Annotated in this window: 23 protein-coding genes and 2 tRNA genes; 19 read left to right on the top strand and 6 right to left on the bottom strand. The window is 40.2% G+C overall.

The annotated features are described in order from the left end of the window. The first annotated feature begins 79 nt into the window (after positions 1 to 79). The 11 genes from O1D97_RS12355 (at position 80) to O1D97_RS12305 (ending at position 16,302) form a co-directional block, all read left to right on the top strand. A complete protein-coding gene (locus tag O1D97_RS12355; protein WP_269125993.1) occupies positions 80 to 1,150 on the top strand; it encodes an endonuclease NucS domain-containing protein in 1,071 nt (356 codons plus the stop codon). Between the two features lie 44 nt (positions 1,151 to 1,194). Continuing rightward, the gene (locus tag O1D97_RS12350) at positions 1,195 to 2,187 is read left to right on the top strand and encodes a 5'-nucleotidase (protein WP_269125991.1); all 993 of its coding nucleotides are present in this window, start codon (positions 1,195 to 1,197) and stop codon (positions 2,185 to 2,187) included. A gap of 133 nt (positions 2,188 to 2,320) precedes the next feature. Continuing rightward, positions 2,321 to 3,409 (top strand): MBL fold metallo-hydrolase, encoded by a 1,089-nt coding sequence (locus O1D97_RS12345; RefSeq protein WP_269125990.1) that lies wholly within the window; start codon positions 2,321 to 2,323, stop codon positions 3,407 to 3,409. 1 nt (position 3,410) lies between these two features. Then, positions 3,411 to 4,043 (top strand): hypothetical protein, encoded by a 633-nt coding sequence (locus tag O1D97_RS12340; RefSeq protein WP_269125989.1) that lies wholly within the window; start codon positions 3,411 to 3,413, stop codon positions 4,041 to 4,043. 103 nt (positions 4,044 to 4,146) lie between these two features. Further along, positions 4,147 to 4,830, top strand: coding sequence for a vWA domain-containing protein (locus tag O1D97_RS12335; RefSeq protein WP_269125987.1), 684 nt, complete (start codon positions 4,147 to 4,149; stop codon positions 4,828 to 4,830). Continuing rightward, a complete protein-coding gene (locus tag O1D97_RS12330) occupies positions 4,830 to 5,531 on the top strand; it encodes a PP2C family serine/threonine-protein phosphatase (protein WP_269125985.1) in 702 nt (233 codons plus the stop codon). The genes O1D97_RS12335 and O1D97_RS12330 overlap by 1 nt, the downstream gene beginning before the upstream one ends. Positions 5,532 to 5,796: 265 nt before the next feature. Next, the gene (locus O1D97_RS12325) at positions 5,797 to 6,966 is read left to right on the top strand and encodes a protein kinase domain-containing protein (RefSeq protein WP_269125983.1); all 1,170 of its coding nucleotides are present in this window, start codon (positions 5,797 to 5,799) and stop codon (positions 6,964 to 6,966) included. A 3-nt stretch (positions 6,967 to 6,969) separates the two neighbouring features. Next, a complete protein-coding gene (locus O1D97_RS12320) occupies positions 6,970 to 10,404 on the top strand; it encodes a DEAD/DEAH box helicase (RefSeq protein ID WP_269125982.1) in 3,435 nt (1,144 codons plus the stop codon). Further along, on the top strand, positions 10,388 to 11,896 hold the full coding sequence (locus O1D97_RS12315; protein WP_269125980.1) for a hypothetical protein: 1,509 nt from the start codon (positions 10,388 to 10,390) through the stop codon (positions 11,894 to 11,896). Before O1D97_RS12320 ends, O1D97_RS12315 begins: the two co-directional genes overlap by 17 nt. Beyond that, complete coding sequence (locus tag O1D97_RS12310; RefSeq protein WP_269125978.1) at positions 11,883 to 14,474, top strand: AAA family ATPase; 2,592 nt, start codon at positions 11,883 to 11,885, stop codon at positions 14,472 to 14,474. The genes O1D97_RS12315 and O1D97_RS12310 overlap by 14 nt, the downstream gene beginning before the upstream one ends. Before the next feature lie 37 nt (positions 14,475 to 14,511). Next, the gene (locus O1D97_RS12305) at positions 14,512 to 16,302 is read left to right on the top strand and encodes a hypothetical protein (RefSeq protein WP_269125977.1); all 1,791 of its coding nucleotides are present in this window, start codon (positions 14,512 to 14,514) and stop codon (positions 16,300 to 16,302) included. 287 nt (positions 16,303 to 16,589) lie between these two features. On the opposite strand, the gene O1D97_RS12300 is transcribed toward O1D97_RS12305, so the two are convergent. Genes O1D97_RS12300 through O1D97_RS12290 form a run of 3 tightly spaced genes read right to left on the bottom strand, consistent with a single transcriptional unit; the run spans position 16,590 to position 18,647 of the window. Continuing rightward, positions 16,590 to 17,231 (bottom strand): hypothetical protein, encoded by a 642-nt coding sequence (locus O1D97_RS12300; RefSeq protein WP_269125975.1) that lies wholly within the window; start codon positions 17,229 to 17,231, stop codon positions 16,590 to 16,592. Then, a complete protein-coding gene (locus O1D97_RS12295; protein ID WP_269125973.1) occupies positions 17,224 to 18,429 on the bottom strand; it encodes an Arm DNA-binding domain-containing protein in 1,206 nt (401 codons plus the stop codon). Before O1D97_RS12295 ends, O1D97_RS12300 begins: the two co-directional genes overlap by 8 nt. 2 nt (positions 18,430 to 18,431) lie before the next feature. Beyond that, positions 18,432 to 18,647, bottom strand: a complete 216-nt coding sequence (locus tag O1D97_RS12290) for a hypothetical protein (RefSeq protein ID WP_191600067.1) — start codon at positions 18,645 to 18,647, stop codon at positions 18,432 to 18,434. A gap of 132 nt (positions 18,648 to 18,779) precedes the next feature. On the opposite strand from O1D97_RS12290, the gene O1D97_RS12285 reads away from it, so the two are divergent. Beyond that, positions 18,780 to 19,010, top strand: coding sequence for a helix-turn-helix domain-containing protein (locus O1D97_RS12285; RefSeq protein ID WP_191600066.1), 231 nt, complete (start codon positions 18,780 to 18,782; stop codon positions 19,008 to 19,010). Between the two features lie 351 nt (positions 19,011 to 19,361). Here the strand turns inward: O1D97_RS12285 and O1D97_RS12280 are convergent, their stop codons facing one another. Beyond that, entirely contained in the window at positions 19,362 to 20,498 is a 1,137-nt protein-coding gene (locus O1D97_RS12280; RefSeq protein WP_269125971.1) for an ROK family transcriptional regulator, read from the bottom strand. Between the two features lie 110 nt (positions 20,499 to 20,608). Here O1D97_RS12280 and O1D97_RS12275 point away from each other — a divergent pair, with 110 nt between their 5' ends. Further along, positions 20,609 to 21,847 (top strand): YbiU family protein, encoded by a 1,239-nt coding sequence (locus O1D97_RS12275; protein ID WP_269125969.1) that lies wholly within the window; start codon positions 20,609 to 20,611, stop codon positions 21,845 to 21,847. Positions 21,848 to 21,901: 54 nt separating this feature from the next. Here O1D97_RS12275 and O1D97_RS12270 read toward each other — a convergent pair whose 3' ends face one another. Beyond that, complete coding sequence (locus tag O1D97_RS12270) at positions 21,902 to 22,231, bottom strand: hypothetical protein (RefSeq protein ID WP_191600064.1); 330 nt, start codon at positions 22,229 to 22,231, stop codon at positions 21,902 to 21,904. A gap of 311 nt (positions 22,232 to 22,542) precedes the next feature. Between O1D97_RS12270 and umuD the strand changes: the two genes are divergently transcribed. The 4 genes from umuD to O1D97_RS12250 all read left to right on the top strand — a co-directional run bounded on the left by umuD (position 22,543) and on the right by O1D97_RS12250 (position 25,202). Continuing rightward, positions 22,543 to 22,989, top strand: coding sequence for a translesion error-prone DNA polymerase V autoproteolytic subunit (gene umuD / locus O1D97_RS12265; protein WP_191600063.1), 447 nt, complete (start codon positions 22,543 to 22,545; stop codon positions 22,987 to 22,989). Continuing rightward, positions 22,989 to 24,260, top strand: a complete 1,272-nt coding sequence (gene umuC / locus O1D97_RS12260; RefSeq protein WP_269125966.1) for a translesion error-prone DNA polymerase V subunit UmuC — start codon at positions 22,989 to 22,991, stop codon at positions 24,258 to 24,260. The genes umuD and umuC overlap by 1 nt, the downstream gene beginning before the upstream one ends. Before the next feature lie 69 nt (positions 24,261 to 24,329). Further along, positions 24,330 to 24,752, top strand: coding sequence for a hypothetical protein (locus tag O1D97_RS12255; protein WP_191600061.1), 423 nt, complete (start codon positions 24,330 to 24,332; stop codon positions 24,750 to 24,752). 66 nt (positions 24,753 to 24,818) lie between these two features. After that, positions 24,819 to 25,202: an antitoxin Xre/MbcA/ParS toxin-binding domain-containing protein gene (locus O1D97_RS12250; protein WP_191600060.1), complete on the top strand. Its 384-nt coding sequence runs from the start codon at positions 24,819 to 24,821 to the stop codon at positions 25,200 to 25,202. Positions 25,203 to 25,432: 230 nt separating this feature from the next. On the opposite strand, the gene O1D97_RS12245 is transcribed toward O1D97_RS12250, so the two are convergent. Beyond that, positions 25,433 to 25,726, bottom strand: a complete 294-nt coding sequence (locus tag O1D97_RS12245) for a hypothetical protein (RefSeq protein ID WP_269125963.1) — start codon at positions 25,724 to 25,726, stop codon at positions 25,433 to 25,435. 653 nt (positions 25,727 to 26,379) lie between these two features. Between O1D97_RS12245 and O1D97_RS12240 the strand changes: the two genes are divergently transcribed. Together O1D97_RS12240 and O1D97_RS12235 are read left to right on the top strand one after the other, a co-directional pair. Continuing rightward, positions 26,380 to 26,456: transfer RNA gene (locus O1D97_RS12240), tRNA-Asp, on the top strand. Between the two features lie 53 nt (positions 26,457 to 26,509). Next, positions 26,510 to 26,585, top strand: a tRNA-Val gene (locus O1D97_RS12235). Positions 26,586 to 26,779 lie beyond the last annotated feature (194 nt).

Here is a 26,779-nt window from a genome sequence, read left to right as displayed (position 1 = left end):
ATTGTAAGACCCGCAGCATTTTTAATTTAAAAAATGCCGAATTAAGTCACTAAAAATAGAAACTGGAGTGAAGAACTTAATGGCTGTACAACATGGAATTTGGAAAATAGGGCAGCAACCAGAAGCATTACAGTCAGTGATACTTGAGTCGGAGGCGCTTCTAGAAGAGTTGATTGCTAAAGATATGTCCATTTTAAATACTGGCTGGCTGTTAATTGGTAAGCAGGTGTATACAGACTTTGGTAAGTACATTGATTTATTGGCAATAGATTCGTCGGGGTCTGTCATTATTATTGAATTAAAGAAACACAAAACACCACGAGATGTGGTGGCACAAACCATTGATTATGCTTCGTGGATAGAAGCATTACCTGTAGAAAAAATTGCTCAAATCTATGCGAAATTTGCAGCAGATAACGTCCTACCTCTATCTACCTTTGATCAAGCTTTTGAAGCTAAATTCGGCGTATTACCCATAGAAGAAGAGATTAATAGTTCTCACCAAATGGTTATTGTAGCAGGTGAACTAGATGCCAGTACGGAACGCATCATCAACTACCTGAACGACAAAGCGAGTGTCGCCGTTAATGCGGTGTTCTTCTCCGTCTTTCAGGATGGGGCGAACCAATACCTGAGCCGCTCATGGATGATCGACCCCCATGAAACCGAAGATCATGCCGTAAACGCCAACCAGAAAAATGACTGGAATGGCGAGTTTTATGCCAGTTTTGGTGTTTATCCAGATCGTCGTCATTGGGAGGACGCGTATAAATACGGCTTTCTATCGGCTGGCGATGGACGTTGGTATAGTCAAAAATTGTTTCAGCTTGGTTTAGGGGATCGTGTTTGGGTGAATATTCCAGGTATGGGTTATGTTGGCGTGGCTGAAGTGACAGGTAGAGCGACGATAGCGGATGAATTTATCACCGCTGAAATGCAATTATCTGGTCGTTACCCATTGGCGGAGCAGGTGGGTGAAGATGATGCGGAATATTTTGTTCCAGTGAAGTGGTTACATAAAGTGCCACTGTCTGATGCATTTGGTGAAGTCGGTTTGTTTGGGAATCAAAATATAGTTGCTCGACCTAGAACCGCAAAGTGGGAACACACAATAAAACGCTTAAAAGACGTTTGGAGAATACTTGAATAGAGGTGTAATTTTCTACGTAAATTAATTGGGTTAAGGAGAATCTAGTGGCATTTGATTTAAGTAATACCTTGGTAGTGGGAATTTCTGCTACGGCGCTTTTTGATATGAGCGAGTCAGATCGAATTTTTACAGAGGCTCGTAATGCTGATCCTGCTACCGCCATAGAGGTCTATCAACAGTACATGTTAGAACGCGAAGATGAGCCTTTAGCCCCAGGTACTGGCTATCACTTAGTCAAAGCACTATTAGCATTAAATGAACATAAGCAAAAAGGAGATGCATCGCCTTTAGTTGAAGTGGTGGTTATGTCCCGTAATAGCCCTGATACTGGCTTACGAGTACTGCAGACCATTAGACATGACAAGTTAAACATTACACGATCAGCCTTTACGGCTGGAGAATCTGTACCGGATTATTTGGATGCGTACGACGTAGATTTATTCCTAACCACCAATGTAGAAGATGCTCAAAAAGTTATCGATTCACGCCAATGTGCCGCCGCTATTTTAAGGGAACCACCTAAAGATGCGCCAAAAATTCCAGAAGGGCAGGTTCGTATCGCCTTCGATGGTGATGCCGTGCTTTTTTCCGACGAAAGTGAATTGGTTTATAAAACTAAAGGAATGGAAGAGTTCCACGCACAGGAAGATGCAAAGCAAGATATTCCAATGGAGGAAGGCCCTTACGCTAGCCTTCTAAAAAAATTATCTAAACTGCAAGACCGTCTTCCTATTCGTGTTGAATCTTCTCCTGTTCGAATCGCCATAGTGACTGCTAGAAACAGCCCTTCAGAAATGCGCGTTATTAAAACACTTCGAGCGTGGGGCGTTTATGTTGATGAGGCATTTTTTCTAGGAGGCGTTGGCAAAGGTAAGGTATTAAAAGCCTTTAACCCACATATCTTTTTTGACGATCAAGATATTCATTTGGATGCTGCTTCTCAGTTAGTACCTTCTGCAAAAGTACCTTATTTAAGCTCGTCCAAATTGAGTGAAAAGGGTAATGAAACGAAGGGCAAGAAAAAGAGAAAAGCATAATAAATTTTATAAAAGATAAAAAAAATATAAATAATAAAATAATGTTTTTTTAAGTTATTGAATTTAAAGGGTAAAATAATTGGCACGCTCTTCGCAATTCCTCCTTTAACTTATTATTAAAGAGGAGATCGATATGGGTTACGAAATAGATTTTATGGGCGTTGGTGAAGAGTCTAAAAGTGGAGATGCTATCGCTCTAAGGTTTGGTAATCTTTATGGCAGTAGAGAAGAGCAGACGGTAGTTATCATTGATGGTGGCTTTAAAAGTACTGGTGCCGAATTAGTTAATCATATTCGAAGTCATTACGGTACGGATGTGGTTGATATACTTATTAACACTCATCCAGATCAGGACCACATTAATGGCCTAGAAACAGTAATGAATGAATTAGTTGTTAAAGAACTATGGATTCATAAACCTTGGGATCATAACCAAGGTTTAGCCAGTAAATTCAAGGATGGACGAATGACAGATAACAGTGTCAGTGAACGCTTAAAGCAGAACTTGGAAAAAGCTTGGTTCCTTGTGAAGTTAGCTGAATCTAAGGGAATCGTTATTCGAGAGCCATTTACTAATCTTGTCGACTCTACTCATTCGCTTAAAGTTCTTGGCCCCTCTGTTGAGTATTATGAGTCATTGGTTCCTGATTTCGATGGCATGCCAAAGCGAGTTTCTGCTGTCGATTCTCTTGAAAATCTTTTTGAAAAGGCATCTTCAGCGATTAAGCGCTTTTTTGCCACATGGGGTGATGATCAGATTGGCGATGAGGGAGTGACATCGGCTAGGAATAATTCTAGCGTCATTACCCAATTAGTTATCGATGGAAGACGTCTATTGTTTACAGGTGATGCTGGAATAGGTGGCCTGTCGTTAGCAGCAGATCAAGTAGAGTGTTGTTCAAGTAGTGCAGAGCTTAGATTCATTCAAATCCCACACCATGGTAGCAAGAGAAATATCGGTAAAACGGTACTTAATCGTTTGGTTGGTGAGCCAGTGGATGAAGGTATATCTCGTGGTATTACCGCAATTGCTTCAACAGCGAAAGCAGGTGAGCCTAAACATCCGAGAAAGGCTGTGATGAATGCTTTTACTCATAGAGGTGTTAACGCTATAGCAACTCGAGGGGGCAATATTTGCCATCATCATGATGCTCCCGTAAGAGATGGATGGAATAGTCTCAATCCAGAACCCTATCATTATGAATATGATGAGGCTGTTTAAAATGACAACAATATCCTTAAAAACTCAAAATATAGTGCCTTTATCAATACTTATAGGGATACAGCTTATAGTTGTCTGGCTAGTTAACCAAAAAGAGCTAGATCTTAGCCAATTAAGCTCTCTAAAAGAAACCGGTATTTTAATGGGTGTTATTGGTGTGTTAGCGGGGTTCCTGAGTAGTCTTCTTCCAACAGGTCTAAAAAATACTTTGGTGTTTCTTCGGTGGCGCCATGCCTTGCCAGGACATCGTTTTATACAGCTAGCTGAAAAAGACTCCCGTATTGATAATGCCGCCCTTAAGACCGCTGTTGCAGACTACGAATTTCTTAAAACAGATCATGAGACTCAGAATGGCTATTGGTATCGGAAAATTTATAAGCCGTTATCAGACCAGAAAGATATTGCGTCGACACATAAATCTTATTTGCTATATCGAGATGCAGTAGCCATTTCATTTCTAAGCACAATAATTTTTATTATAGCTAAAATCCTGATACCAAATCTTATGGTTGATATTAACTTTGACTCCGTTTTTGTATTTTTTGTTGGAGGTGGTGGCTTTATTGTAGCGGCAAATAATTTAGGTAGAAGATTAGTAACAACTTCAATAGCTGTCTATATAAGCATGCTTTAAATGTACTCTTAAGATTAATATATTTACAATATAAGCATGCTTTAAATGTACTCTTAAGATTAATATATTTACAATATTAGAATGATTAATAAGGAATTTATCAATGTCAGAACTTAAAAAGTTTCAGGTTCAAACAGCTCGTCCACTTCCAGTTATCGTATTAACAGATACGAGTGGCAGTATGTCGGTTGATGGAAAAATCGAGGCAGTAAATAAAGCATTGAAAGATATGCTCAGTACCTTTTCAGAAGAGAGTCGATTAAGAGCAGAAATACAACTTAGTATTATTACTTTTGGTGGTGTTGCAAATTTACATTTCCCATTAACCGCTGCATATAAAGTTGAAAGTATTACTCCTTTACTTGCAAGCGGAGGTACTCCAATGGGAGCCGCATTTAAAATGGCAGCGGAAATGATCGAAGATAAAGAAGTTATTTCTTCTAGAGCTTATAAACCTGTAGTTGTTTTAGTGTCGGATGGGTACCCAACAGACGATATAACAGGATCTCTTAAACAATTAATGAATGGTGAGCGCTCTAGTAAAGTCACTCGTTTTGCTATGGGTATTGGGGCTGATGCAGATTTATCACTGTTAAATGATTTTGCTAATGATTTAGAAGCGCCAGTTTTTAGTGCTGAAAATGCGCGAGATATACATCGATTTTTTAAAGCAGTAACCATGAGCGTGACTACTCGTAGTCGTTCTACTACACCAAATCAATCAACGCCTTTGGAGCTTCCAAAGGTAAGTGATTCTGATGATGAATTTGAAGAGATTGGTTTTTAATGAAAATGACAGCAACAGGCTGCTCTGTAAAAGGACCTGCACACTTTCAAGATAATACCCCAAATCAGGATGCGGTTTTAGTTCATGGTGTTCGTAAAGGATGGTGTGTTGCGGTGTGTGATGGCTTGGGTAGCCGAGCGTTAAGTCATCAAGGCGCTCAGTTAGCCGCAAAAATTGTTCGCTTAATAATCAGAGAGCAGAAAGATAAAAATTTATACGCACCTTTATTAATTAGCCAAAAAATTCAACAGAAATGGATAAATAAAGTAGGTAAAGATTATTCATCTTATGAAACTACTTGTGTTTGGGCTTGGATTAATGAACGGGGTCAAGTTCAAGCTGCTCAAGCTGGTGATGGTTTGTTACTTATTCGAAGTAAGGGTGTATTTTCCGTTATCACACCTCAGCGAGATGGCTTTGGTAATCAAACACAAACATTAGCTAAAGCTGAGGAAGGTGATTGGTCAACTATTGAATGTACGCTGACAATGGCTGGTGATGGTGTGTTATTAATGACTGATGGCATTTCTGATGACTTGCTACCAGAGCATTTGGAGGCTTTCTTTGAGACTATTTATCAGAAGCTAAAGAATAGTAATAAACGTCATTGTAAGCGTTGGTTGACTAAAGAGTTAATCGATTGGAGCACGCCAAAACATGGCGATGACAAAAGTATTGCAGGCATATTCAAGGTTGAATAAATAATGACTACAACACAGAAAAAAAGAAAAAGCTACCTATTCTCGAAGACATTCATGGTGCGAAATACTCGCTCATTGATGAATTGGCTCGCGGTGGTCAAGGTGTTGTGTACAAAACAGAACACCCTACGGTATTGGTGAAAGGGTTTACCAACAAGGACCTCGTAGCGAAAAAAAATGGCGAGATCATATTGAATGGCTAATTCGTCAAGATATTGCGGATTTGAAGCTGGCACGACCTTTAACTTTGTTAAAAGAACCTCGTATGGGTTATGTCATGGAATTGATGGATGGTTTAGTTCCACTGCAAAGCTTAATGGATAGCTTTATTGAGGCAACGGACAATCAGTCAGAAGAAAATGAAACACCACATATTAAAGATTACATTAAACAAGGTGGTTTGCGTCGTCGTATTCGCATTCTGTGCCAACTAGCTCGTACGTTAAATCAGTTGCATAGTCGTGGTTTGCTGTATGGGGATATTTCACCGGATAATATTTTTGTGTCTGATGACTCCAACTATTCAGAAGCTTGGTTGATTGACTGCGATAATATCAGTATCGAATCTCATTGTGGTCTGACAGTACATACTCCTGACTATGGCGCTCCTGAAGTGGTTCGAGGGGAAGCAATGCTTTCCAGCTTAACGGATTGCTGGAGCTTTGCTGTTATTGCTTATCAACTACTGACTCATAACCACCCATTAAAAGGCGGTTTTGTTAATGACTCTGAGCCAGAAGTAGAGGATGAAGCGTTGTGCGGTGAACACCCTTGGATCAATGACTCTGACAACTCAGATAATGAATGTTTTACCAACTTACCAATACAGCTTATTGAGAACAGCAAATTACCTAGTTTATTTCAACAGACATTCGGTTTGGGAAAGGTGTCGGCTGTTGCTCGACCTAGTATGTCGGAATGGCTTGAAGCGTTAACAGAAGTAGATGAAAGGTTATTTGTTTGTCATGAATGTAATGGGCAAACAATATTATCACTCAGTAATTCTGATTTAGAAGGTGCTAGTTGCTTTTTCTGTGATTCCGCTATTGATGAGAACCTGGTTATATTTGAAGAATATATCAAGGTTTCAGAGCAGGAGAAACAAGACAAATATCCTGAACTTGATGGCAATATAATTTCCACAGAACGTAAGATTTGCCTTCAAATTGGCGATCAAAAGGAACTGAAACGTCTTATGCCCTCTTTTAGTTATGACAAAATACCAACAGATCATATTCAGGTTGAATATACGGACACTATGTTGATTATTACGCCTGTTGAGCCGTTAAATATTTCGCGTGGGGAAGACAAGATTAAAGAATTCAAAAAGAAAATACCTCTAAAAATTACAAATCGTGGGAATAATAATGAGCCTTACCGTATTCATTTGGGCGATCCACAGCTGACTCATACTTTTTGGCAATTTCGGTGGTGATTTATGCAGTTTAATGAATTTCCTTATTTTACAGACGATCTAATCAATCTGACATCAAATGATAGTCTGTCTCAGTTGCAAACAGACCAGCCTGTGCAAATGATGGAATACAATGGCTTGTGGTTATTACAACAAGCAGATCTACGGATTACAGTTGCTTGCGCTAAGATTGACGAGCCGCAATTAACCAGCTTAATGCGAGGTGAGCAAACGCGTTGGTTATTGACGAAAGTGCATAATAAAACCTTGCAGTTGCAATATATGTCTCCAGTTGAGGCATTGAAATTGGATTTAACACTGAGCGTAGATGCACTTATTGCGGATGATTTGTTTACTAAGAATGAAATCCGTGAAAACAGTATTGATTTGGCACGGACGTGGCTTTATGAGCACTTTGTTGTTGAGGTGATTTCTGCTAATGGAACTAATCCGAATGAAACGAAGGAAAATTGGCTGACAATTTCACGTTTTAGCAATGCTGCAGTTGGGAAGAGCTTCCAATTATTAGGCAAAGGCTGGCGCGTAGATGTTGAGCCACAGCCTGATAAAGGTTATTTGATTAAGCGCATTACTCGCCACCCTCGGCGTGACAGCAATTTCTCTCTTTTGATTGGCTCGTTTTTATTTGCTGATATAAGTGTGGCTGCGGTACTGGATAGTGGTGCTCATCGAGCGATATTGGATGCAGCGTTACGCAATAATGGTAGCTACTTAGAATTGTGGAATCTCTATAATGATAAGGAATGGGGAAATGCATTGAAGACAGCTGAAATGCTAAAGGCATTGCGCTTTACTCATGCGGAACCCTTTGAAGATGGGCGTGTTAATCGTTGGCGTATCTGGCCTAAATCAACAGAGGCGTATAAAGAATTTCGGGATCGTTGGGTGTCCCAAGAAATACCACAATCCGATCAAGTTGATTTGGCTAACCAACCGCCAGACTGGTCGGAAGAGCTGAGTACCGAGGCTGAAAAACAGCAGCAAGGATCCCGTGGTAATATTCGTTTCGAAGACGATTATCTTGTTTTTACATCTTCTTCTGATAAGAAAAGTGCGATACCTCGTTTTGATGAAAATGGCAAAGGAGGATGGCTCTATTTATCGTTGGCGGGCCAGCGTGTTGCAGGGAACAGACGGGTGACTGCGCGTCAAACGATAGACTCAGGCAAGCGCATGCCGCAATTAAAATGGCTATTGGAAGGTAGCTCTGTTCCATTTGAACGCCGCCGTACAATAAAAGGTATAACGCCTTACGCAAAAGAAACCTTTAAAGGTGGTAAGCCAACGGATAAGCAGTTACTGGCGTTGGAAACCGCTCTCAATACACCTGATATTGCTCTAATTATCGGTCCACCCGGTACAGGCAAGACTCAAGTCATTGCGGCGTTGCAGCGACGTTTAGCCGAAGAGTTTGAAAACCAAAACATCAGTGGCCAAGTATTGGTCAGCAGCTTTCAGCATGATGCGGTTGACAATGCACTTGACCGCAGTCAGGTTTTTGATCTGCCTGCTACACGTGTGGGTGGCAAAAAGGGCGCGGCCACAGAAGATGGTTTTAGCCGTTGGATAGACGATCAAGCAACGCATTTGAAAGAACAAGTCCAGTTGCAATACGAAGAGCAACCAGTATTGCAGCAACTTGATGAGGTGGTTGAAACAATGACTCTGTTACGGATGAGTCAATATTCAAGTGCCCAGCATCGTGATCAATTACAACACTTGTTAAAACAGTTACGTGCTCTTGACTCTAGTATGCGAGTGCCTGCACGTTTAATCAGCGATTTGGAGGATTATGTAAAAGAGCAGTGTGTGACAGCCGTCAGAAATGACATGGTTAATACTGTTTCTACTTTACGCGGCATTAGAGCCTTGCGTACGACCAAAATCAGTTTTTTTGACGATGGTGGTGTCAGAGCAGAGGAATTGTTAAGGCAATTGCGACGTGGGTTACACCAGTTTACAGGTAAGAGTAAAGCCTTATTGCAACAGGCCTCGAAGACGACTCTGGCAGAGGATGAGTTATTAACTGCCTTAGTTGAGCTGAAAAACCAATTGTTAGATGAGTATTTACCCGATTATCGACCACCCGAACTAAAACAGGCACTTGATGAAACGGGAATATGCTTGTTAAACAAGCTTGATCGTTCGTTGGCGCAATACAGACAAGAGCATAAGCAAGGTGTCGCTTGGGCTCTTCAAGAGCTTGCTAACAGTATAGATATGGATCGTCAGGCGGCGCTATCCACCACTGAAGAATACGCCATGGTGGTTGGCGCCACCTGCCAACAAGCTGCAGGCAATAAAATGGCCAGTTTAAAGTCAGTCGTTGGTTTGGGTAGTTCAGATATCGATTTTGATACTGTCATTATTGATGAAGCGGCTCGGGCGAACCCGCTGGATTTGTTTATTCCTATGTCGATGGCGAAACGCCGTGTGATTCTAGTAGGTGACGACCGTCAGTTACCTCATATGCTAGAACCAGATATAGAAAACCAATTGCAAGAGGAGCATTTACTTACTGAGCAGCAGTTAGCTGCGTTTAAATTGAGTCTTTTTGAACGTTTGCGATTACAACTAGAAGCACTGCGCAGTGAGGATAATAATCCACGAATCGTGATGCTGGATACACAATTCCGTATGCATCCGATTCTTGGGGATTTTATCAGCCAACAGTTTTACGAAGCTAAGGGAATGGACAAATTAAAAACCACTCGCCCAGCAAGTGACTTTGCTTTTTCTTCCGACTTTATTCAGGCACTTGGAAGTGAAGGGCAGTATTACTCTGGCAAGGTATGTCAGTGGGTTGATGTGCCCTTGTCTGAAGGGAAAAGTAGTAAACGTGGTCCTAGCCCTATTCGTAATGCAGAAGCAAAACGCATAGCCACAGAAGTTCAGCGTTTACTTGAGGCTGATGGAAAGAGTTTGTCCGTTGGGGTGATTACCTTTTATGCTGCGCAACGAGATTTGATTATGGAAGAGCTCGCCACGAGAACGGTAAAGGGGATTCCTTTGATGGTAAAACGGGAAGGGCAATACGAGCCAAGTGATGAGTTTAAATGGGCGAGTAAACAAAAGGGAGATGGCAGTACCGAACGCGAAGAAGGGTTGCGAGTTGGTACGGTTGATGCATTTCAAGGTAAGGAATTTGATATTGTGCTTTTATCTTGCGTACGAACGTGGCATCAGCCAAAGCGAAAATCTTTAGGATCAGAAAGTAAGAATATTTCGTCTAATGACCTCAAAGAAGCATCGCTTAATCGCATGTTTGGTTTTTTACGTTTACCCAATCGTATGAATGTTGCCATGAGTCGGCAAAAGCAAATGTTGATTTGTGTTGGTGATGCCGCATTAGCCACCAACAAGTATGCAAAAGAAGGCGTTCCTGCTCTGAATGCTTTTCATGCACTGTGTGGAGGTGAGCATGGCGAAGTTCGTTGATACTGGTGTGTATTTGCAATATGGCGATAAACCAAGAGACAAAGCAAGCGCGGTTCTTTGGCCTGTGTGGGTTCATCGAATAGTTTACCCAGAGGTTCAGCAAGCAAAGATGAACTTGTTTCAAAAAGCCGTGATGCGTTTGATTCGAGCCCAAACCCATGAAGCTGATGCCATTGCTAAATTAACTGGGCTGCATATCAATTTGGTTAAACTGGTACAGGCACAGCTAGTGAGTCAAGGCTGGATTAATAACAAGGCCACGGAGCTAACAAATAAAGGTGTCACGATTATTGATGAAGAAAGTGAGCAAAGTGAAAAATTAGCCGTAGGCTACCTTTTTCAAGATGGGCTTACTGGTCAGCTGTGGCCTAGAATAGACAACAGCTTAAAGGTCATAGAGCCGAGTAATCCTGAAGAAAAATTTCCGCAGTTTGTTCTCAATCGGGGCACAGGAAAGTCAATGAAGCCGTTTAAACCTTCATTTAACGCGTCGAGCTTTTCTATCCCGAGTAAGACCGATACTTTACGTGCTTGGCAAGATTACCGCAGTGATTATAGGGCTGCGCAGCAGTTGTATGGCTCTAATGAATTGTCGGAAAAGGTAGCATTATCTAGTTTACTTTATCAGTCAAAAGAGCCAGATTGTGCCTGGATGTTGGTGTGGATTACAGCCAGCCATAATGACAAATTATGGCGTATTACAGACCCTTTTGATATTCGTGATGAAGCGTGGTGGCTCACCAAATGTTTACCGACGTTACTTGAGCATAATAAAAACTTAACCAAAAGCCTTTCTACCTTAATTGGTGAGCCAGAACCTGATAATCAAACGGTTACAGAGTGGTTGGCTAGTTTGCAGGAGAACGCTAACTTACAGATTTTACTTGAATACCCTTGGGTACAAAAAGATCCGGATATAACCTCGGCGTTGACCGTAGTATTAAAGCGTCATGAGTTAATAAATCAAAGACAAAATGATAAAAACGATAAAAACGATTTAGACAATGCCATTACAGAATGTCAGAAACTATTAGAAGTAATCATGCAATGGCTGATTAAAACTTTTCCATCAGCTCAAGGGGCGTTGCCTAAAGTAGATAAAAATAATGTTGAGTTGAATAAAAAAGTGTTAGTTGCTCTGAAACTTCCAGCTTTTACAGATCATGTCATAGCCGTTTTATCAAGGCAGAGCTTGAAATCGGCAATTAAATTACAGAACAGGCCTTCAAGCTCATTAAAAGGCTTGGTGTTTGCTGCAGCGTTAGGGTCCATTGGAAATGATAGTCATCCTTTGAAGTTACTTAATAGTGATCAACTTCGACTCGATGAGTTGTTATCACTAGCTAATCTTCGTAATCAAACCAGTCATGGCGAAAGCCAACATACTGGGAATAAATACACAGAAATGACAGTGGAAATAGCGCAGCACTATATTACCTACACATTGAAATTCACGGAACAGTTTAAGGAATGGATAAATGGCGAAGCCTAAAAAAAACATTGGTAAGCAACCGCAAGGACGCAATAACACTGTGAATCATCCAAAAGACAAGGCTGAGTTAGAAAAACAAATTCCAACTTGGTCAGCTTCTTTTGAGAATGCGAGCAAAATTTATAAGGCGTTCGGTCAAGAGTTAGAGATCAATATTGAGCAGAGTCAGCTTGAAAATGTTGTAAAACACATTAGTGAAGAAGGAGCCAAAACAGTCTCTGATTGGGTGAGTCAGTTTGCCAAACTTTGTTCAGACTTGTCAAAGTATTACGATAGCCTTAATGGTGAATACGAAGAACGTTGGGATATATGTAATTTGCAAGGGCAAGTGCAAGAGGAAGAAAGATCCAAAATTAGTGCTGAACAATTAAGCCTTAAAAGCCAATCAGAAGACATGATTCAACAAAAAGAGGAGCTGGAACAGCAAGAGAAAAAACTGGGCCAGTTACAATGTGAGCTGACAGATCGGGAGAGTGACATCCGTCAGCGAGAGTTAAACGCTGAGTCGGGTTTTGAAAAAGAAAAGCGTAATAACTTGGAACAGCTTATATCTGAGCAGGATGCAGAACGTCATCAATATCGTGAAGATATCAGCAATTTGAGCCAACAGAAAGCTGAGCTTGAGCGAGCGGTGGGCGTTGCTAAGATCAAACTGACGGAGGCGGAACAGCAATGTAAAGCGGAGCTAGAGGAAAAGAACATTACGTTAATGCAGCAGGAGGCTGAGCTTAACTCTCAAAGGTCTGACCTTGAAAAAGAGCAGGAACGTCTTGAATTAGAAAAAAAGAATTTAGAAGAAGAGAAGCGTGTTTATACAAGCAATCTTGATTTGAAAAACCATTATGAACAAGAGCGAATAAAGAAACAGCACGCAGATATTCTGGAAGGCTTGAATATTGAGAAAAAACGACTTGATGACGATTGGGAAGATTTATCTCATGCCAGAAAAAATCACGACGCTTTGCTGGATGAGTCTATGGAGCAGGAGCGAGAATCTCATTGTAATCAAGTTAGTCGACTGGAGAAAAAGTGTGATACAGCTTGGGCGGAAGTGGATGTATTAAAAGAGAAGCTTGAAGATATTCGGGAGCTAGAAGCTTCTTTAGGTGACCTTTCTGTATCTGATTTCTTACAAAAATTAAAAGATCTAGAACAAGAAAATCGTGGTTTGAAGCGACAGTATTCAGAATCGGATACCGCTGGAATGGAAGAAGAAAATGCCTCGCTACGTGGCAAAGTAGATTCGTTAGAGCAAATGCTTCGAGAAATGGGTCCAGAACTGGAGCATGCTCAAGCAGAAAACAGACATAAGCGTATAGCCGCTACTGAGTTACAAGCTAGCCAACAGGAAAATAGGGTTTTAGTGCAACATAAAAATACCTTGAGCGTACATATTGATGACTTAGAAAGTCGTATCAATCAACTTACAGATGCTCATAAAACGCAAACGCCATTTCCAGCCATGTCAAAAATGGATAATGACAAAAACTTTGTTGCCTCGATTGAATTGGAATTTGTGCCAGATTTGGCTGAATTCGCCAAAGAACTCCAACAGCGAATTGCTCAAGCTGAAGATAATGTAAGACTTTACTACCCATTAGAAGATATACGGGTGTTGTTAGGCGGTTTAGCTATGAGTCAACTTCACGTATTCCAAGGTATTAGTGGAACAGGTAAAACAAGTCTTGCTAAAGCTTTCGCAAAAGCTATGGGCGGCTTTTGTACTGATATAGCTGTTCAGGCTGGTTGGCGTGATCGTGATGACTTGCTGGGTCATTACAATGCATTTGAGCGTCGTTATTATGAAAAAGATTGTCTGCAAGCATTGTATCAAGCGCAAACACCGAGGTGGAATGACACTTGTAACGTCATTCTATTAGATGAGATGAACTTATCTCGTCCTGAGCAATATTTTTCTGAGTTTTTATCCGCGTTAGAGAAAAATGATGCTAAGGAACGCTTAATTAGTCTTTCAGAAACGGCGTTACCCAATGCACCTAAAGGGCTGAAAGAAGAGCGAAAAATTCTTGTGCCTAATAATGTTTGGTTTATTGGTACGGCCAACCACGATGAAACGACAAACGAACTGGCCGATAAAACCTATGATCGCTCGCATGTGATGACGTTACCAAAGCAAGAAGAAAGCTTTGAGATTAAAGACCTAGATAAAACAAGTTATTCTTATGAGTCTCTTCAAAAAGCATTTCAACACGCGGTTAAAAAACATGAGGAAGAGGTGGAAAAGCTACTTTACATGTTTGCCGAGCATGATATATGCAAACAACTTTCGGAAAACTTTGGGCTAGGTCTCGGTAATCGTTTTGATCGCCAAGCCAAACGTTTTATTCCTGTTATGTTGGCTACCGGGGCTACAAATGGCGAGGCATTAGATCATTTACTTTCTACAAGAGTCATGCGTAATGGCAAGGTGACAGGACGTTACGATGTTAGCTCTAATGATATTAATCAGCTTTCTATTGCATTAAAAGATTTTTGGGAAACGTCAGAACTTCAAGGTGAACCTATAAAATCGTTAGAATTATTAGAGGTAGATATTAAACGGATGGAGCATGGCTAATGTGGTTTGATCGACTGAACCAAAAAAATTATTGGAGTTGCCTAACTCCATAGAGCCTTCCCGTTATCAATGGGTAGGAAATTTTAATCATAATTTAAATGGGCATACGGAAATTAGTAAAGATGGATTGCTTTTGTGTGATGGTAGCGAACGCTGTCAATTAAATGAAAAAAATCATTCTTTTATAGTACCTATTAATTCTGAAATAGATTTATTTAATAGATCCATTGAAACGATAGGTGAGGAAGCAATTGACTCTTGTAGTTCGACATTATCACCAATGCTTCCTGCTGTAGTTATAGACTCGGAAAGTAAGTTATTACCTTTTGAAGAACTATTACTTGAGGTTCTTGATAGAGGTCATTTGCATCAAATATCTATCCGGCCAAGAATAGATATTCGCTACGATGATGAAGTTGTTGATATAGCACGAGCTAAACGTTTAGGAAAAGGCGCTTTAGTTCATTTAGCATCACACTCTGAGGATTGGCAACGCCAGACTCTTAGTGGTGTAGTTCCTAAAAAAGTATTGGCTCGGTTTAGTGAAGATGACCATAATATTTATGAAAATCGCATTTATGCGCGCTTATTAGATAAAATTGATGAGCATCTGAAAAGACGTTTATCCTCGCTCAAATCGTTACAGGTGACTCTGGATCATGCTAAAGAATTTTATCAGTCAGAGAATATTGATTATAGGTTGGCGAATGAAATATGTCGTTTATGGGGAATAACTTTTAGTGAAAGTAGTACTTCAAAAGCATCAGAATTACTAGATGGAGTACTTACTTCACTTCAGTTTTTACATAAGTCAATTCGTGGACTGAAGCAAAGCGGTTTATACCTGTTGATTAGCCGCAATACAAAAGTTGGCAATACATTATATCGAACAAATATTCTTAATCATGACGCTCATTATAGAAATTTATTAATACTTTGGGAGCAGTTAAATAAAGTGTCATTGAAAGTTTCACCTAAAGAACAGTTTGAACATAATGAAATGCTAGCTAACGCTTATTCAAATTATGTAGGACTTGTTTTAAAACATGCGTTACAGCCATATTTAAATCATGAAAATGAAAAAGAGTGGGCAGGTAGAAAAATTAAACTTCAGAAAAATAATTTAGAATGGGAATTGTTGAGCGAGTCGGATAATGGTTTAGAAAGTGAAATTTTATTTACATTAATCCCTTGGTTAGCTTATGTACCTAAGCCTGAAAATCTTATTAAAATCCCGCAAAACATATTTATTGCTTGGCCTGGTTTAGAGCAAAATATTAAAGAGGCTGCATATCATGAAAATTGGATCCCAGTCTCTCCTTTAGATATGTATTGTATAGAACGCTTGGGCTTACTGGTAGATAAAATAATGTGTGGAAAAGTAATTTCTACTTTTTCAAAACCTATCACTAAAATACCCAAGCAGTCATTAGCTTTATCGAGACGTCTATCTCATATAGCTGTTGATAGTGAATCATATCAAGTGGAAGTTCAGGGTGAAGTTCTTAAGGAAGATTTAGACAAGCTGCAGAGTACTTTAATGAGAGAAAACGCTAGCAGTCAAGCATATGATTTAATCTTAAGATCTGAGGAAATATTATTTCTTATAAAATGTCCCGTTTGTAATTCTAGAACAAAATTATATTTTCAAGAAACTGGGTTTAAAATAAATTGCAATAATTGTAAGACAGGCCGCTATTTCCGAAAAGAAAGAGAGTTCTATGAATTTGAACAGGTTTATATGAATTTATCTGAAAAAAATGATTTTTTTAAATACGGTAGGAATTCTTATTCCTTTAAATATATTGATAATGGCTTATACTTTTAGTGCTGTGTTCTGTAGTAAGAAGGCACAGTCTATTTAACTCTAAGTAGTTTGCATATTTTTTAATTCCCTCGTATTGATTAGATCTGGATTTTTAACAGAATATTACATATTAGACTGGTACGGGCGTACCACTCATCAAGTATTTTAGCTAATGATACTCAAGCGAGGTAAATATTGATTAGCTTTGACAAAAACTATCTGAAGGTGGTTGGAATACATCTAACTTTGTATTGCTGAATTATGATAGATAGCCGTTTCTTTGAGCTTCAAAGAAGCGGCTGATCTGATTACTCTCCTAATAGCTGTTGCTCCCATATTTGATAAAGCTTCGTGTTATGCAATTGGCTTAACAATATTCCAATAGAACTAATATCGTGGCTATGTATTTCGGCTAGATTGACTAGTTCAATGATCAGCTGATTGTCGTTTAAGCTAGGCAGTTTTTGCCATAATGCTTGAATGCTATAGGTTGATAGCGCATTACTGAGTTTATTGAGAATACCTAAGCACAAAGATTGTTCTGAGTTTGAAGGCAAATTTAATATTCGATTCTTTAATGTCTGTAAGTATGAATCTCGGTTGATTTGGCTGACAACAGTTCGATTCTTAGTCTTTGTACTTGATAGTTTCAATAAGCGTGTGACAGGCTCATACCAAGCAAGGTAATAAAAGTAACCATTTCTGTAGCGCTTGATAGCGGCTTCCAGTTGAACGTAGTCACCAAGGAACTGATTGAGGGATTTGAAATTATTGCCAAGTAGGCGAAGTTCTATTAAGTCATGTCCTTCTACATCTCTAATTGTCGCTACATGAATTGGCCAGCCAGTCGAACTAATCTTCTCTTCTACGGATTCTAATAAGTAACAACCTTTAAAGCGCTTTAGATTTCTTGCTTCTTCTAAATTTGGTTGAACATTTAAACTATGCATATTTCACCCCTAATTTTTTTTGTAATAATTTCTCGATTGCTGAACCGTCCATACGAGTTAAATTCGGAACATACCGTGAGTAAACTCGGAATAACATCGAGGTGTTTGCGTGCCCCATTTGACGAGCAATCCACTCTGGTGATTCGCCTGAAGCAAGCCATAAAGTTGCGGCTGTGTGACGTGTCTGATAGGGGCGTCTCTTTTCTAGGTTTAGCCGCTTTAACAGTGGATACCAAACTCGCTGAGTGACATTGTTGTGATTGATTGCTTCACCATTACGATTGCAGAAAACAAATTTACTCAAATGTGCGGAGTGCTGCTTTTGACGAATAAGAGCATGATAGACAGGCGTGCTCATGTGTATGTCGCGAACTGAAGATTCGGTTTTGGTTATATCTTCTTCACCAGCGACTATAGTTTCACGGATTTTTATCACTTTATGGTCAAAATCTACGTACTTCCACTTTAGTCCGTCAATTTCACCAGTACGCATACCTGTAAAAAATCGGATTAGGAAGTAATCACGGTAATCTATACGCATGGTATCGAGGATCAAATTTACTTCTTCGATAGTAAAGGGATTTGCATCTGTTTTTGGGCTTTTAAGTGGTTTGATACGGATGTATGGCGTGGTAAAGTTATATTCATCGGCGGCGTCCTCGAAAATACGTTTCAAAGGGTTTATTACTTTATTGATACGTGTGTTTGCTAGGCTTTCTTTGCCATTTCGACCTGGGACTTTGGCGAGTACAGTGCGAAATTTTAAGATGTCATTACGGGTGATGTCGTCGACTTTTACCTTTCCAAAAAATGGTAAGTAGTGTTTGGACACAATGCTTTCGATATTAATGAGGTGAGATCGGCGCCAAGCAACTTTATTACGCTCAATCCAGCCTGCGACGAATTCTGCAAAAGTTGGCACTTCAATATGCGCCTCTTGGCTTTTCCATTCATCCGGCTGATGCAATTGCAACTCTAAATCGGTAAATTGCTCAACAGATTTACTGTCTGGGAAATGTGATTTATAACGAAAAGTTCCTGCTATTATTTCTGATTCAATGAGAACAAGTGCTCGTTCTAATTTTTTTCGATTCGCTGAAGTTGGCTTTAAGGTTGTTTGCTCACGACAGCGTTTACCCATGTAGCGAAAATCTAGATACAGGGTGTTGGTTTCTTTACGAATATTGATACTAGCCATAATTATGCCTCCTCTGTATAAGCCATAGCTAAGTTGTCATCTTGAACCAGCATGTCTTCTTCAATTGCTTCCCAAATGAATAGAATTTTTCTTCTATTGAACGGGCGAATATAGTGGCGCCCTTCTAATAGGCATGAGTCCAATAGCTCATTTCGAATAGTGCGAGCTGTGTAATGTATTCTCTCTGATAACTGTTCTGTGCTAAGGTATGTGTTCATGTCATTGTCCTTTTATTTAGTGATTCAACTATATTGTTAAATATGTTTAACAATATACACATACTAAAATGTAGGTTGATGTCTGTCAATGTCTTTTTGTTAAACATATTTAACGTTTGAGTGGTGGTGGGTTTGCTTAGGTTTAAAATTAAAGACTTAATTTCTAAAAAGTCGTTTGACGAAGATAGAAGAATTACAATTGGAGAAGTTGCTGAAGAGACTGGAGTGAGTAGGGTCACTCTCTCTAAAATGGCAAATCAGAAAGGCTATAATACAGTTACCGATAATTTGGATAAGCTTTGTATTTATTTCGAGTGTGATATTTCAAGTTTGGTTGAATTTATTCAGATAGAGCATGAATAGTTATATAAGATGTAAACACGTTCTTCTCATGAGAAAATTCACTTTTAATCTTCGGGGTTGACCATGCCGCATCTGAGAATAAATAAGCAGCCCATCCGAATACCTAAAAGCTTGGGATAATGCGAACAAGTCATTTCAATAAGAAATCACTTGATTTATCTAATTGAAAATACAAGAAATTTTATATCCACAACTGTTGAATAGCTGACTTATTCGCACCTTCCCTAAGCTAAATACAATAGTTTAGTATGTCGCAGGATGGGGTAGTCTACTAGCTCATTGACCTTCATAAGCTGAAAACCGTTGGCTCCCTATTTATTCAAGAAAAGTGGCTCCCGCAACAAATTAAAATCAGTATAGTTTGCTCACAGTGTCGTGTTCATAGAGTCGATAAAAACCCAGTTGGGCAATGTTATCGCCTCCATCAATTAATCCAAGCGAAAGCAAAGCCAGTTGATGTGCGCCTATTGCTGCTCCCGCTAACGACGCGTTATCCGGAGCCTGACTTAATTGAATGTTTATGTTTGGTAGAGCCTTGTTAAGTTGTGCGACAATGGCAAAATAACTTGTAGGATCAGCGGCAATTGGCCCACCTAATATCAACGTTTCGGGGTGTGTTATTTGGCACGTTAAACGAATTGCCTCATTTATTTCTTCAACCAGTTGCCTGTCTAAATTTCCCGATTTTAATAGGGCGTTATTGATTGTCATCCCCTGATAGCGGCTTTCCAATAAATGCTTACCGCTTTTTAGCGTTACATAGCCAATTTCTCCTGCCATGCCGTTGTCTCCTCGAATTAGAGTGCGCTCAAAAAACAGTCCGCAGCCAATGCCTCGTCCAAGAAATACGTAGATGAAATTGTCCAATTGGGTCATCTCTCGTTCAGATAGGGTTGCCCAATTTACATCGTTGTCGATTACAACCGAACAATGAAATGCATTTTCAAGTTGCTGGATAAAATTGATATCTTGGGCAACTGGAAACGGAGAGTTGGGCATTTTCACGACACTGCCATCTTTTGGGTGAATAGGGTCGGCAACAGATAGGCCAATAGATAATAAAGGCGGTGTTGTATTTGTCATTATTCCTTTGATGGCGGTCAGTAAATCCCTTGTATATTCGGCTGAAGTTCGTCCTTCAGAGTAGGTTAAGTGGCGTGACTGACATTCATTTCCTTGCAAGTCGGACAGTGCCAATTGTATGGAAACATCGTCGAGCACAATGGCGAGTGATGCACCACGTTGTTTGTTTATTTCGTACAACACCGAGGGTCTTTTGGATGATTTGGTGTCCTTTTTGTGGCATTCGACAATCACTTGGCGTGCCAGAAGCCGTTGTGCTGACTCTGAAATGGTGGGCTTAGATATTCCTGTTTGACTAGCAATTGCGGCTCTGGACAGTATGCCTTGATGGCGAAGACAGTCAATAAAGGCGCGGTCGGTATTTATCGCTAAACTGCTAGGTTTATGTGCAATTGTCTTTGGCAATGAGGTTGTCCTTGATGTTGATAAAAAGATTTTACTTTACTTGAAGGTTACTCAAGGTTAATCTGAATTAACAAGTTAGGAAACTTTACTTATTTATTCTGAGGTTTGTCATGACAACAATAAAAAAGCTCCCATATTCCTCGCATAGCGTATTACCAAGTGATGTGCAGCAGTCCATACGAGAAATGAAAGTCAAATGGCGAGAGTCAATCGGAGATGTGCCTGCGTTGATGGCGAAAATTATGGCGGACTTAGAAAATGAGATTGAAGACATCGAACGCAGTCAGGCTCAAGGAAAGAGTGTTTGGCCAGAAATAACCTACGAACAAATTCATCGGCAAACGGTGCCAGAGTCAATAACAGCGTTGATCAAAAAACGGGGATGCGCTGTTATTCGAGGGCATTTTTCACCTGAACAAGCTAAGCAGTGGGACGAGGCTTTGGTGGAGTACGTAGAGATAAATGATTTCGACAACCAATATCGTGGCCCAGGCGATGATTTTTTTGGAACATTGAGTGCGTCGAGACCAGAGATTTTTCCCATTTATTGGTCACCTTCGCAAATGGAGGCTCGACAAAGTCCTCGCATGCATGAAGTGCAATGCTTTTTGAATGGATTTTGGAAAGTTGAATCCGAAGGGCGGCGATGGTTCGATCCAGCGGTGAGCTATATTTACCCTGACCGTGTACGTCGCCGTCCACCGGGGACAACGTCAAATGGTCTTGGGCCTCATACCGATTCTGGAGCATTGGAACGTTGGTTATTGCCCGCTTATCAGCGGGTATTTCGTCACATTCTGGCTGGTCAATACGAATTGTATGACCCTTGGGATGCAGCGTATCGTCCTGATGTTAACGAGTACGAAGGGGGGACAACTAAGTGTTCTGCGTTCCGCACCTTTCAAGGTTGGACAGCATTGTGTGACATAAAACATGATCAAGGAGTTTTGTTTACCATTCCATTGCCTGCCGCGATGGCGTATTTACTGATACGCCCTTTGCTGGATGACGTAGCAAAAGATGAATTATGTGGTGTTTCGCCACATCGAGTTCTCCCTATTGATGAAAAATGGCACAGTTTACTGTTGCGCGCTAAAGCGTTAATTCCGGATCTGACAGCGGGAGATTCAGTGTGGTGGCATTGTGACTTGATTCATGGTGTTGCCCCTGTCAAGGATCAACAAGATTGGGGGAATGTTATGTACATACCTGCAGCACCAGGTTGCGAAAAAAATCGTCGCTACGCTCAGCAGTGTGCGGAAAATTTTAAACAAGGGTATTCACCGGATGATTTTCCAGAAGAACATTACGAGGCGAATTGGCAAGGTCGTTTTCAATGGGGGAGTTGAGTGAGTTCGGTAAAGAGGGTTTTGGGTATTAAATGAAAGCAGAGGTATGAATATTTATGATGTTATATCTTCCAGTAGCTTTAGTAGTTGTTTGCCTTTTGTTGTCAGTTTTATTCGTCGGTTGCGGCCTGTGTCTGCATACTCTACTAATCCTAGGCCATCATTAGAGCGATATTTACTACCTGAAGAAAGCTTTCGAAATTGTCCTAAAGCAAATTTATATTCAGCTGAGGTTGCATCGTCAGTAGAGGCTAGGTCGAGAACGGAAAGAGCCGCTTCTTTTTCCTTGGCTATTACTAGAAAGAAAATTATCTGATTTATACTAGTAATACCGAATTCTTGGGCTATATGCAGAGCTTTTATGAGTTCCTGGTGTTCATTCATTTCTATCTAGACTCTTTCGCTTTATGAGTATTTGGATTGTCGATTGTAATAGTTTCCATTACAAAGGTTATTTCGTAAAGTTATCAATTGAGCTTAACAAATATTCAAGTTATTCAACCGGCTAATATCAGCATAATCAATAGCCCTGATGGACTGCCTGCCCCTAACTCTGGGGTATCCTGGCAGTTTTCCTAGAGCTGTTTCCCTAATTTTTCTCTTAGAGTTTGGGATTTATCTTTTTGCGAGAATTAACTTGGCTATTCGTACTCTCTAAACGTATACTGTATATATATACAGTATTTTGGTGGATTATGCGTGTAACTTATTTAGGTGTATCTGAATCGTCGGAGTTTATCGCAGCAAATAGTCTGCGAATTCCGCTTTATGTTGATTCTGTGTCAGCTGGGTTTCCTTCTCCGGCGCAAGATTTTGTTGAGCGAACGCTGGACCTTAATGACTTTTGTGTCTCTCACCCTGCATCCACGTTCTATGTTCGTGCACAAGGTGACTCCATGATTGAAGCTGGTATCTTATCGGGTGATGTTCTGCTGGTAGATAAGTCATTAACCGCTCGTCATGGTGATATCGTAATTGCCTGTATTCATGGAGAAATGACAGTAAAGACCTTGGAGTTACAGCCTAATGTACTTCTTCGTCCTAGAAATCAGGCTTATAAAGCCATTGTGATAACAGAAGAGTCAGAGTTCGAGGTTTTTGGTGTAGTAACCAGTGTGATTCGTAAGTATGAGCGTGGCTGATGCAAACAGTTTTTGCTTTGGTGGATTGCAATAACTTCTATGCGAGTTGCGAGAAACTGTTCAGACCAGATTTAAAACATACGCCTGTTGTTGTGTTGTCGAATAACGACGGTTGCGTGGTGGCGCGTTCAAAGGAGGCAAAGGTGCTGGGACTGAAAATGGGCGTGCCGATGTTTCAAGTTAAAGATGAGATAAGGCAGCACGGTATTGTGTGTTTTTCGTCGAATTATGTTTTGTATGCGGATTTGTCGAATCGGGTGATGACGATACTAGAAGAAGAGGCGCCACGGGTTGAGGTGTATTCCATTGATGAAGCGTTTATGGATTTAACCGGCGTTGATCATGTAACGGATCTGCTGGCGTTTGGTAAAAAGGTGAAAGCGAAGGTCGATCAATGGACAGGTATTACGGTCGGTATTGGTATTGCACCAACTAAGACTTTGGCTAAGTTGGCCAACCATGCGGCGAAGAAGTATCCGGCAACCGGTTCGGTGGTGGATTTGATGGAACCTGATAGACAAAAGCGCTTGTTGTCTTTGGTGGAAGTGGGCGATGTGTGGGGAGTTGGTCGTCGAACTATGGCAAAGCTAAAGGCGAGGGGGATCCATACGGCGTTGGATCTTGCTAACGCGGATGCAAAGGCGATGCGGAGCGAGTTTTCTGTGGTGTTGGAGCGAACGATTCGTGAGTTAAATGGTGTGTCTTGTTTAGACCTGGAGTGTGTACGACCAACAAAGCAGCAGATTATTTGTAGTCGATCGTTTGGGCATAAGGTGACAGAAAAACAAGAACTAAGAGAAGCAATTGCTAAATACACAACCCGCGCGGCCGAGAAATTACGAGGGGAGAAACGCCTTTGCAGAGTCGTGAGTGTGTTTATACGTACCAGTCCACATGTTAAAAACGAACCTTTCTATTCAAAAACTTTATCAGTCGAACTGCCAAACCCAACGGACGACACTCGAGATTTATTGGAAGTCACCAACGTGATATTTAGACGTATTTGGCGTGCTGGTTATCGATATATGAAAGCCGGTGTCATGTTGGCTGATTTCTACGAACATGGAGTATTTCAGCAAGACTTATTCCGAGTCGAAAATAATAAGGTTAATTCAAAAGCCTTAATGGCTGTAGTGGATCACATCAACCAAAGCGGCCTCGGCAATATCTTTTTCGCCTCGCAAGGTGTATCTCCGCAATGGTCCATGAAACGAGAACATCTATCGCCAGCTTATACGACGAAGTGGGGAGAGTTACCAAAGGTTTTTTGATTCAAGGTGTAGAAAATAGAAATCATCGATTAATTAAAAATTCAAACGACAGTGACTGAGAGGTGCTTCATGAACGATGAAGGTATCAAAGAAAATGCCAGTAATTTGCCAGCAGACAAGATAATAGCAGCGGTTGTATTGTGGCTAGATGAGCAATGTCCACAGGAGCGTTGGGACTTATCAGATGAACAGATGTGCGTTCTTCTAGGTGGTATTACGGTTTCAACTTGGAAGCAATGGAAAGAGATCGCACAGACTAATGACAGTCTTCAAGTAGACCAAGAAACTATTGATACACTGGCGATGCTGGTAAGTATATACAAGATGATTCACCTAAGTTCACCACCTGGATTTAAGTATGATTTTTTCAAAAGGTCAATAAATCATCCGACATTTAATGGCAAATCAGCTAGAGAATTTATGTTGGAAAACCCTTCACTTGACGATTTTCTCAAGGTAAGAAATCATTTTCGGAGTAAGGTTCTCATATAAAAATAACTTATCCTTAATTACGCTTTTAATGTTAGTTATACTTAACAAATATGTTGGGAGAGAAGTATGAGCACTAAACAAAAAAATCATACTGAAAAAAGTATTGATATTAATGATATCGAGAAAAATCTTGATCTCGTTATGAGTGAGTCTAAAGATGCCTCGGTTGCCGTATTGAAGAACGGCGATTCGGTATTTTACTGTGTTCCAGCTGACACCTATGCCGAAATCTTAGAGTTAGTTGAAGCATCTGAAATGAGAGAGTTGAATGAAAAGGTTCATCAAACGGGTTTAGGGCTGTTTGGTGATGAAGACAAATGGAAATCATGGATTAAAGCACCTGCATTAGCGCTAGATGGTAAGTCTCCAGAATCGATTATGTTTACCAACGAGGGAATAAATCGGGTAAGCGATCTTTTGGGCCAAATTAGCCACGGAATTGTTGTTTAAGTGAGCAGTGTTGTTGTCTGACTTAAAGGGTTGATATTTAGTTCTTAAATATTGACTAGACATCCGCTCAATCAATTTGTATCAAACCGCCCAATGTCTTCAACGATACCTTTTCGGTCTGTCATAAAGTTGGGGGCTGCTTTTGCCTAGAGCGGTTTGCTCCGCTTTCAGTGTGCCTCTTAAGTGCCTTTACGAGATCGAACAATAAAAGGTAGCTCTAATTCATTGAGTTAGTCGATTAAAGCTTCAGCGAGTTCGTAATCCACATTGAGGAATAGTTCATCTGCGTGAGCAGTGTAAGAGTCTAGCCCTTCAAGTAGTTCTGCTTCACTTAGTCGATTGTCATTTACTTGGCTTTTCGCTTGCTTAATCATAATTCTGTTTCCCTCGGCACAGACCTTGATATTTGACCAACCATTTTTAGCCGCCATATCACGGATCACACCAACTATTTCTGCTTGAGCCTTTAGGCTCTCGTTTGCAGCCATCACTTCAAATATGTTTGAAAACTTGATCGAGTTCATAATGTACTACCTTAAAATATTATTGATTTGCAGTATAGCTTAGATCTGTCTGGGATGTTGATAGCAGTCGAAAGTCGGCTTTATCAGAGTTCTCTAATTTTCTAAACCCTGTTGTTTTAGAGGACATAGTTTTATGGTCAAAGTATTAGGTTGGTATATATGTGCCAAAAATCAGCTTTTCCCTTATAAAAATCTGTATAAATCAATTATACATGCAGTTTTTAGGAGGCGTGGCTATGTTGTTGTATGCTGCTCATATAGAGGAAAGTAGCCAATTATAAGAAAAAATATAAATAACTATAGACATAGGGAATCATTGCTGTATTATCTGCGCCCGTTGTCGAGCGAAGATCATCTAGTTCGTAAAGATCTTGTTGTTCTCGCAAAGTAATTTTGTGACCATTTTTTTTCAAAAATTGGTTCAATGAAGCTATGCGAAAGCATTTAACTTTTATTTTTATTCAATAAATTTTTCACTAAGCTATTGATTTTTAATGAGAGTTGGTTAGAATCGTCATCGTGGTTAGTTGAAGTAAGTTAAAGTTCTTTTGATTTATCGCCCTTACAAGGCGAATGTCGGGAGTTCGAACCTCTCCACACCCACCATCTAAAGCGATGTAAAGGCTTCGTCGTCAGACGCAAAATCGATAAATGGAGCGGTAGTTCAGTTGGTTAGAATACCTGCCTGTCACGCAGGGGGTCGCGGGTTCGAGTCCCGTCCGTTCCGCCATTTATCCTAATGTGATAATTTGGCAAACTGTTTGAATGCGAAAGCATGAAAATGGGTGTGTAGCTCAGTTGGGAGAGCGTCGCCCTTACAAGGCGAATGTCGGGAGTTCGAACCTCTCCACACCCACCATCATTTTATCCTCAGTAATTTTCTCTTAGTCATCTGATTTACAAGGTTTTTTCTTACCTTTATATCACATGATATCTGTGACCAATCTGTGACCATATTTATTTTGAATATGTTGTGTGACTTCAGTGTGACCAATCTGTGCCATAAATGACAATTTCTTTTTTTAATGCCACTGTTTAAAATCATTTCTTATG

The organism is Marinomonas phaeophyticola (genome assembly GCF_026966905.1).
Taxonomy (GTDB): Bacteria; Pseudomonadota; Gammaproteobacteria; order Pseudomonadales; family Marinomonadaceae; genus Marinomonas; species Marinomonas phaeophyticola.
Note: the sequence above shows the minus strand (reverse complement) of the source record. Positions and strands in the feature narration are given on the sequence as shown.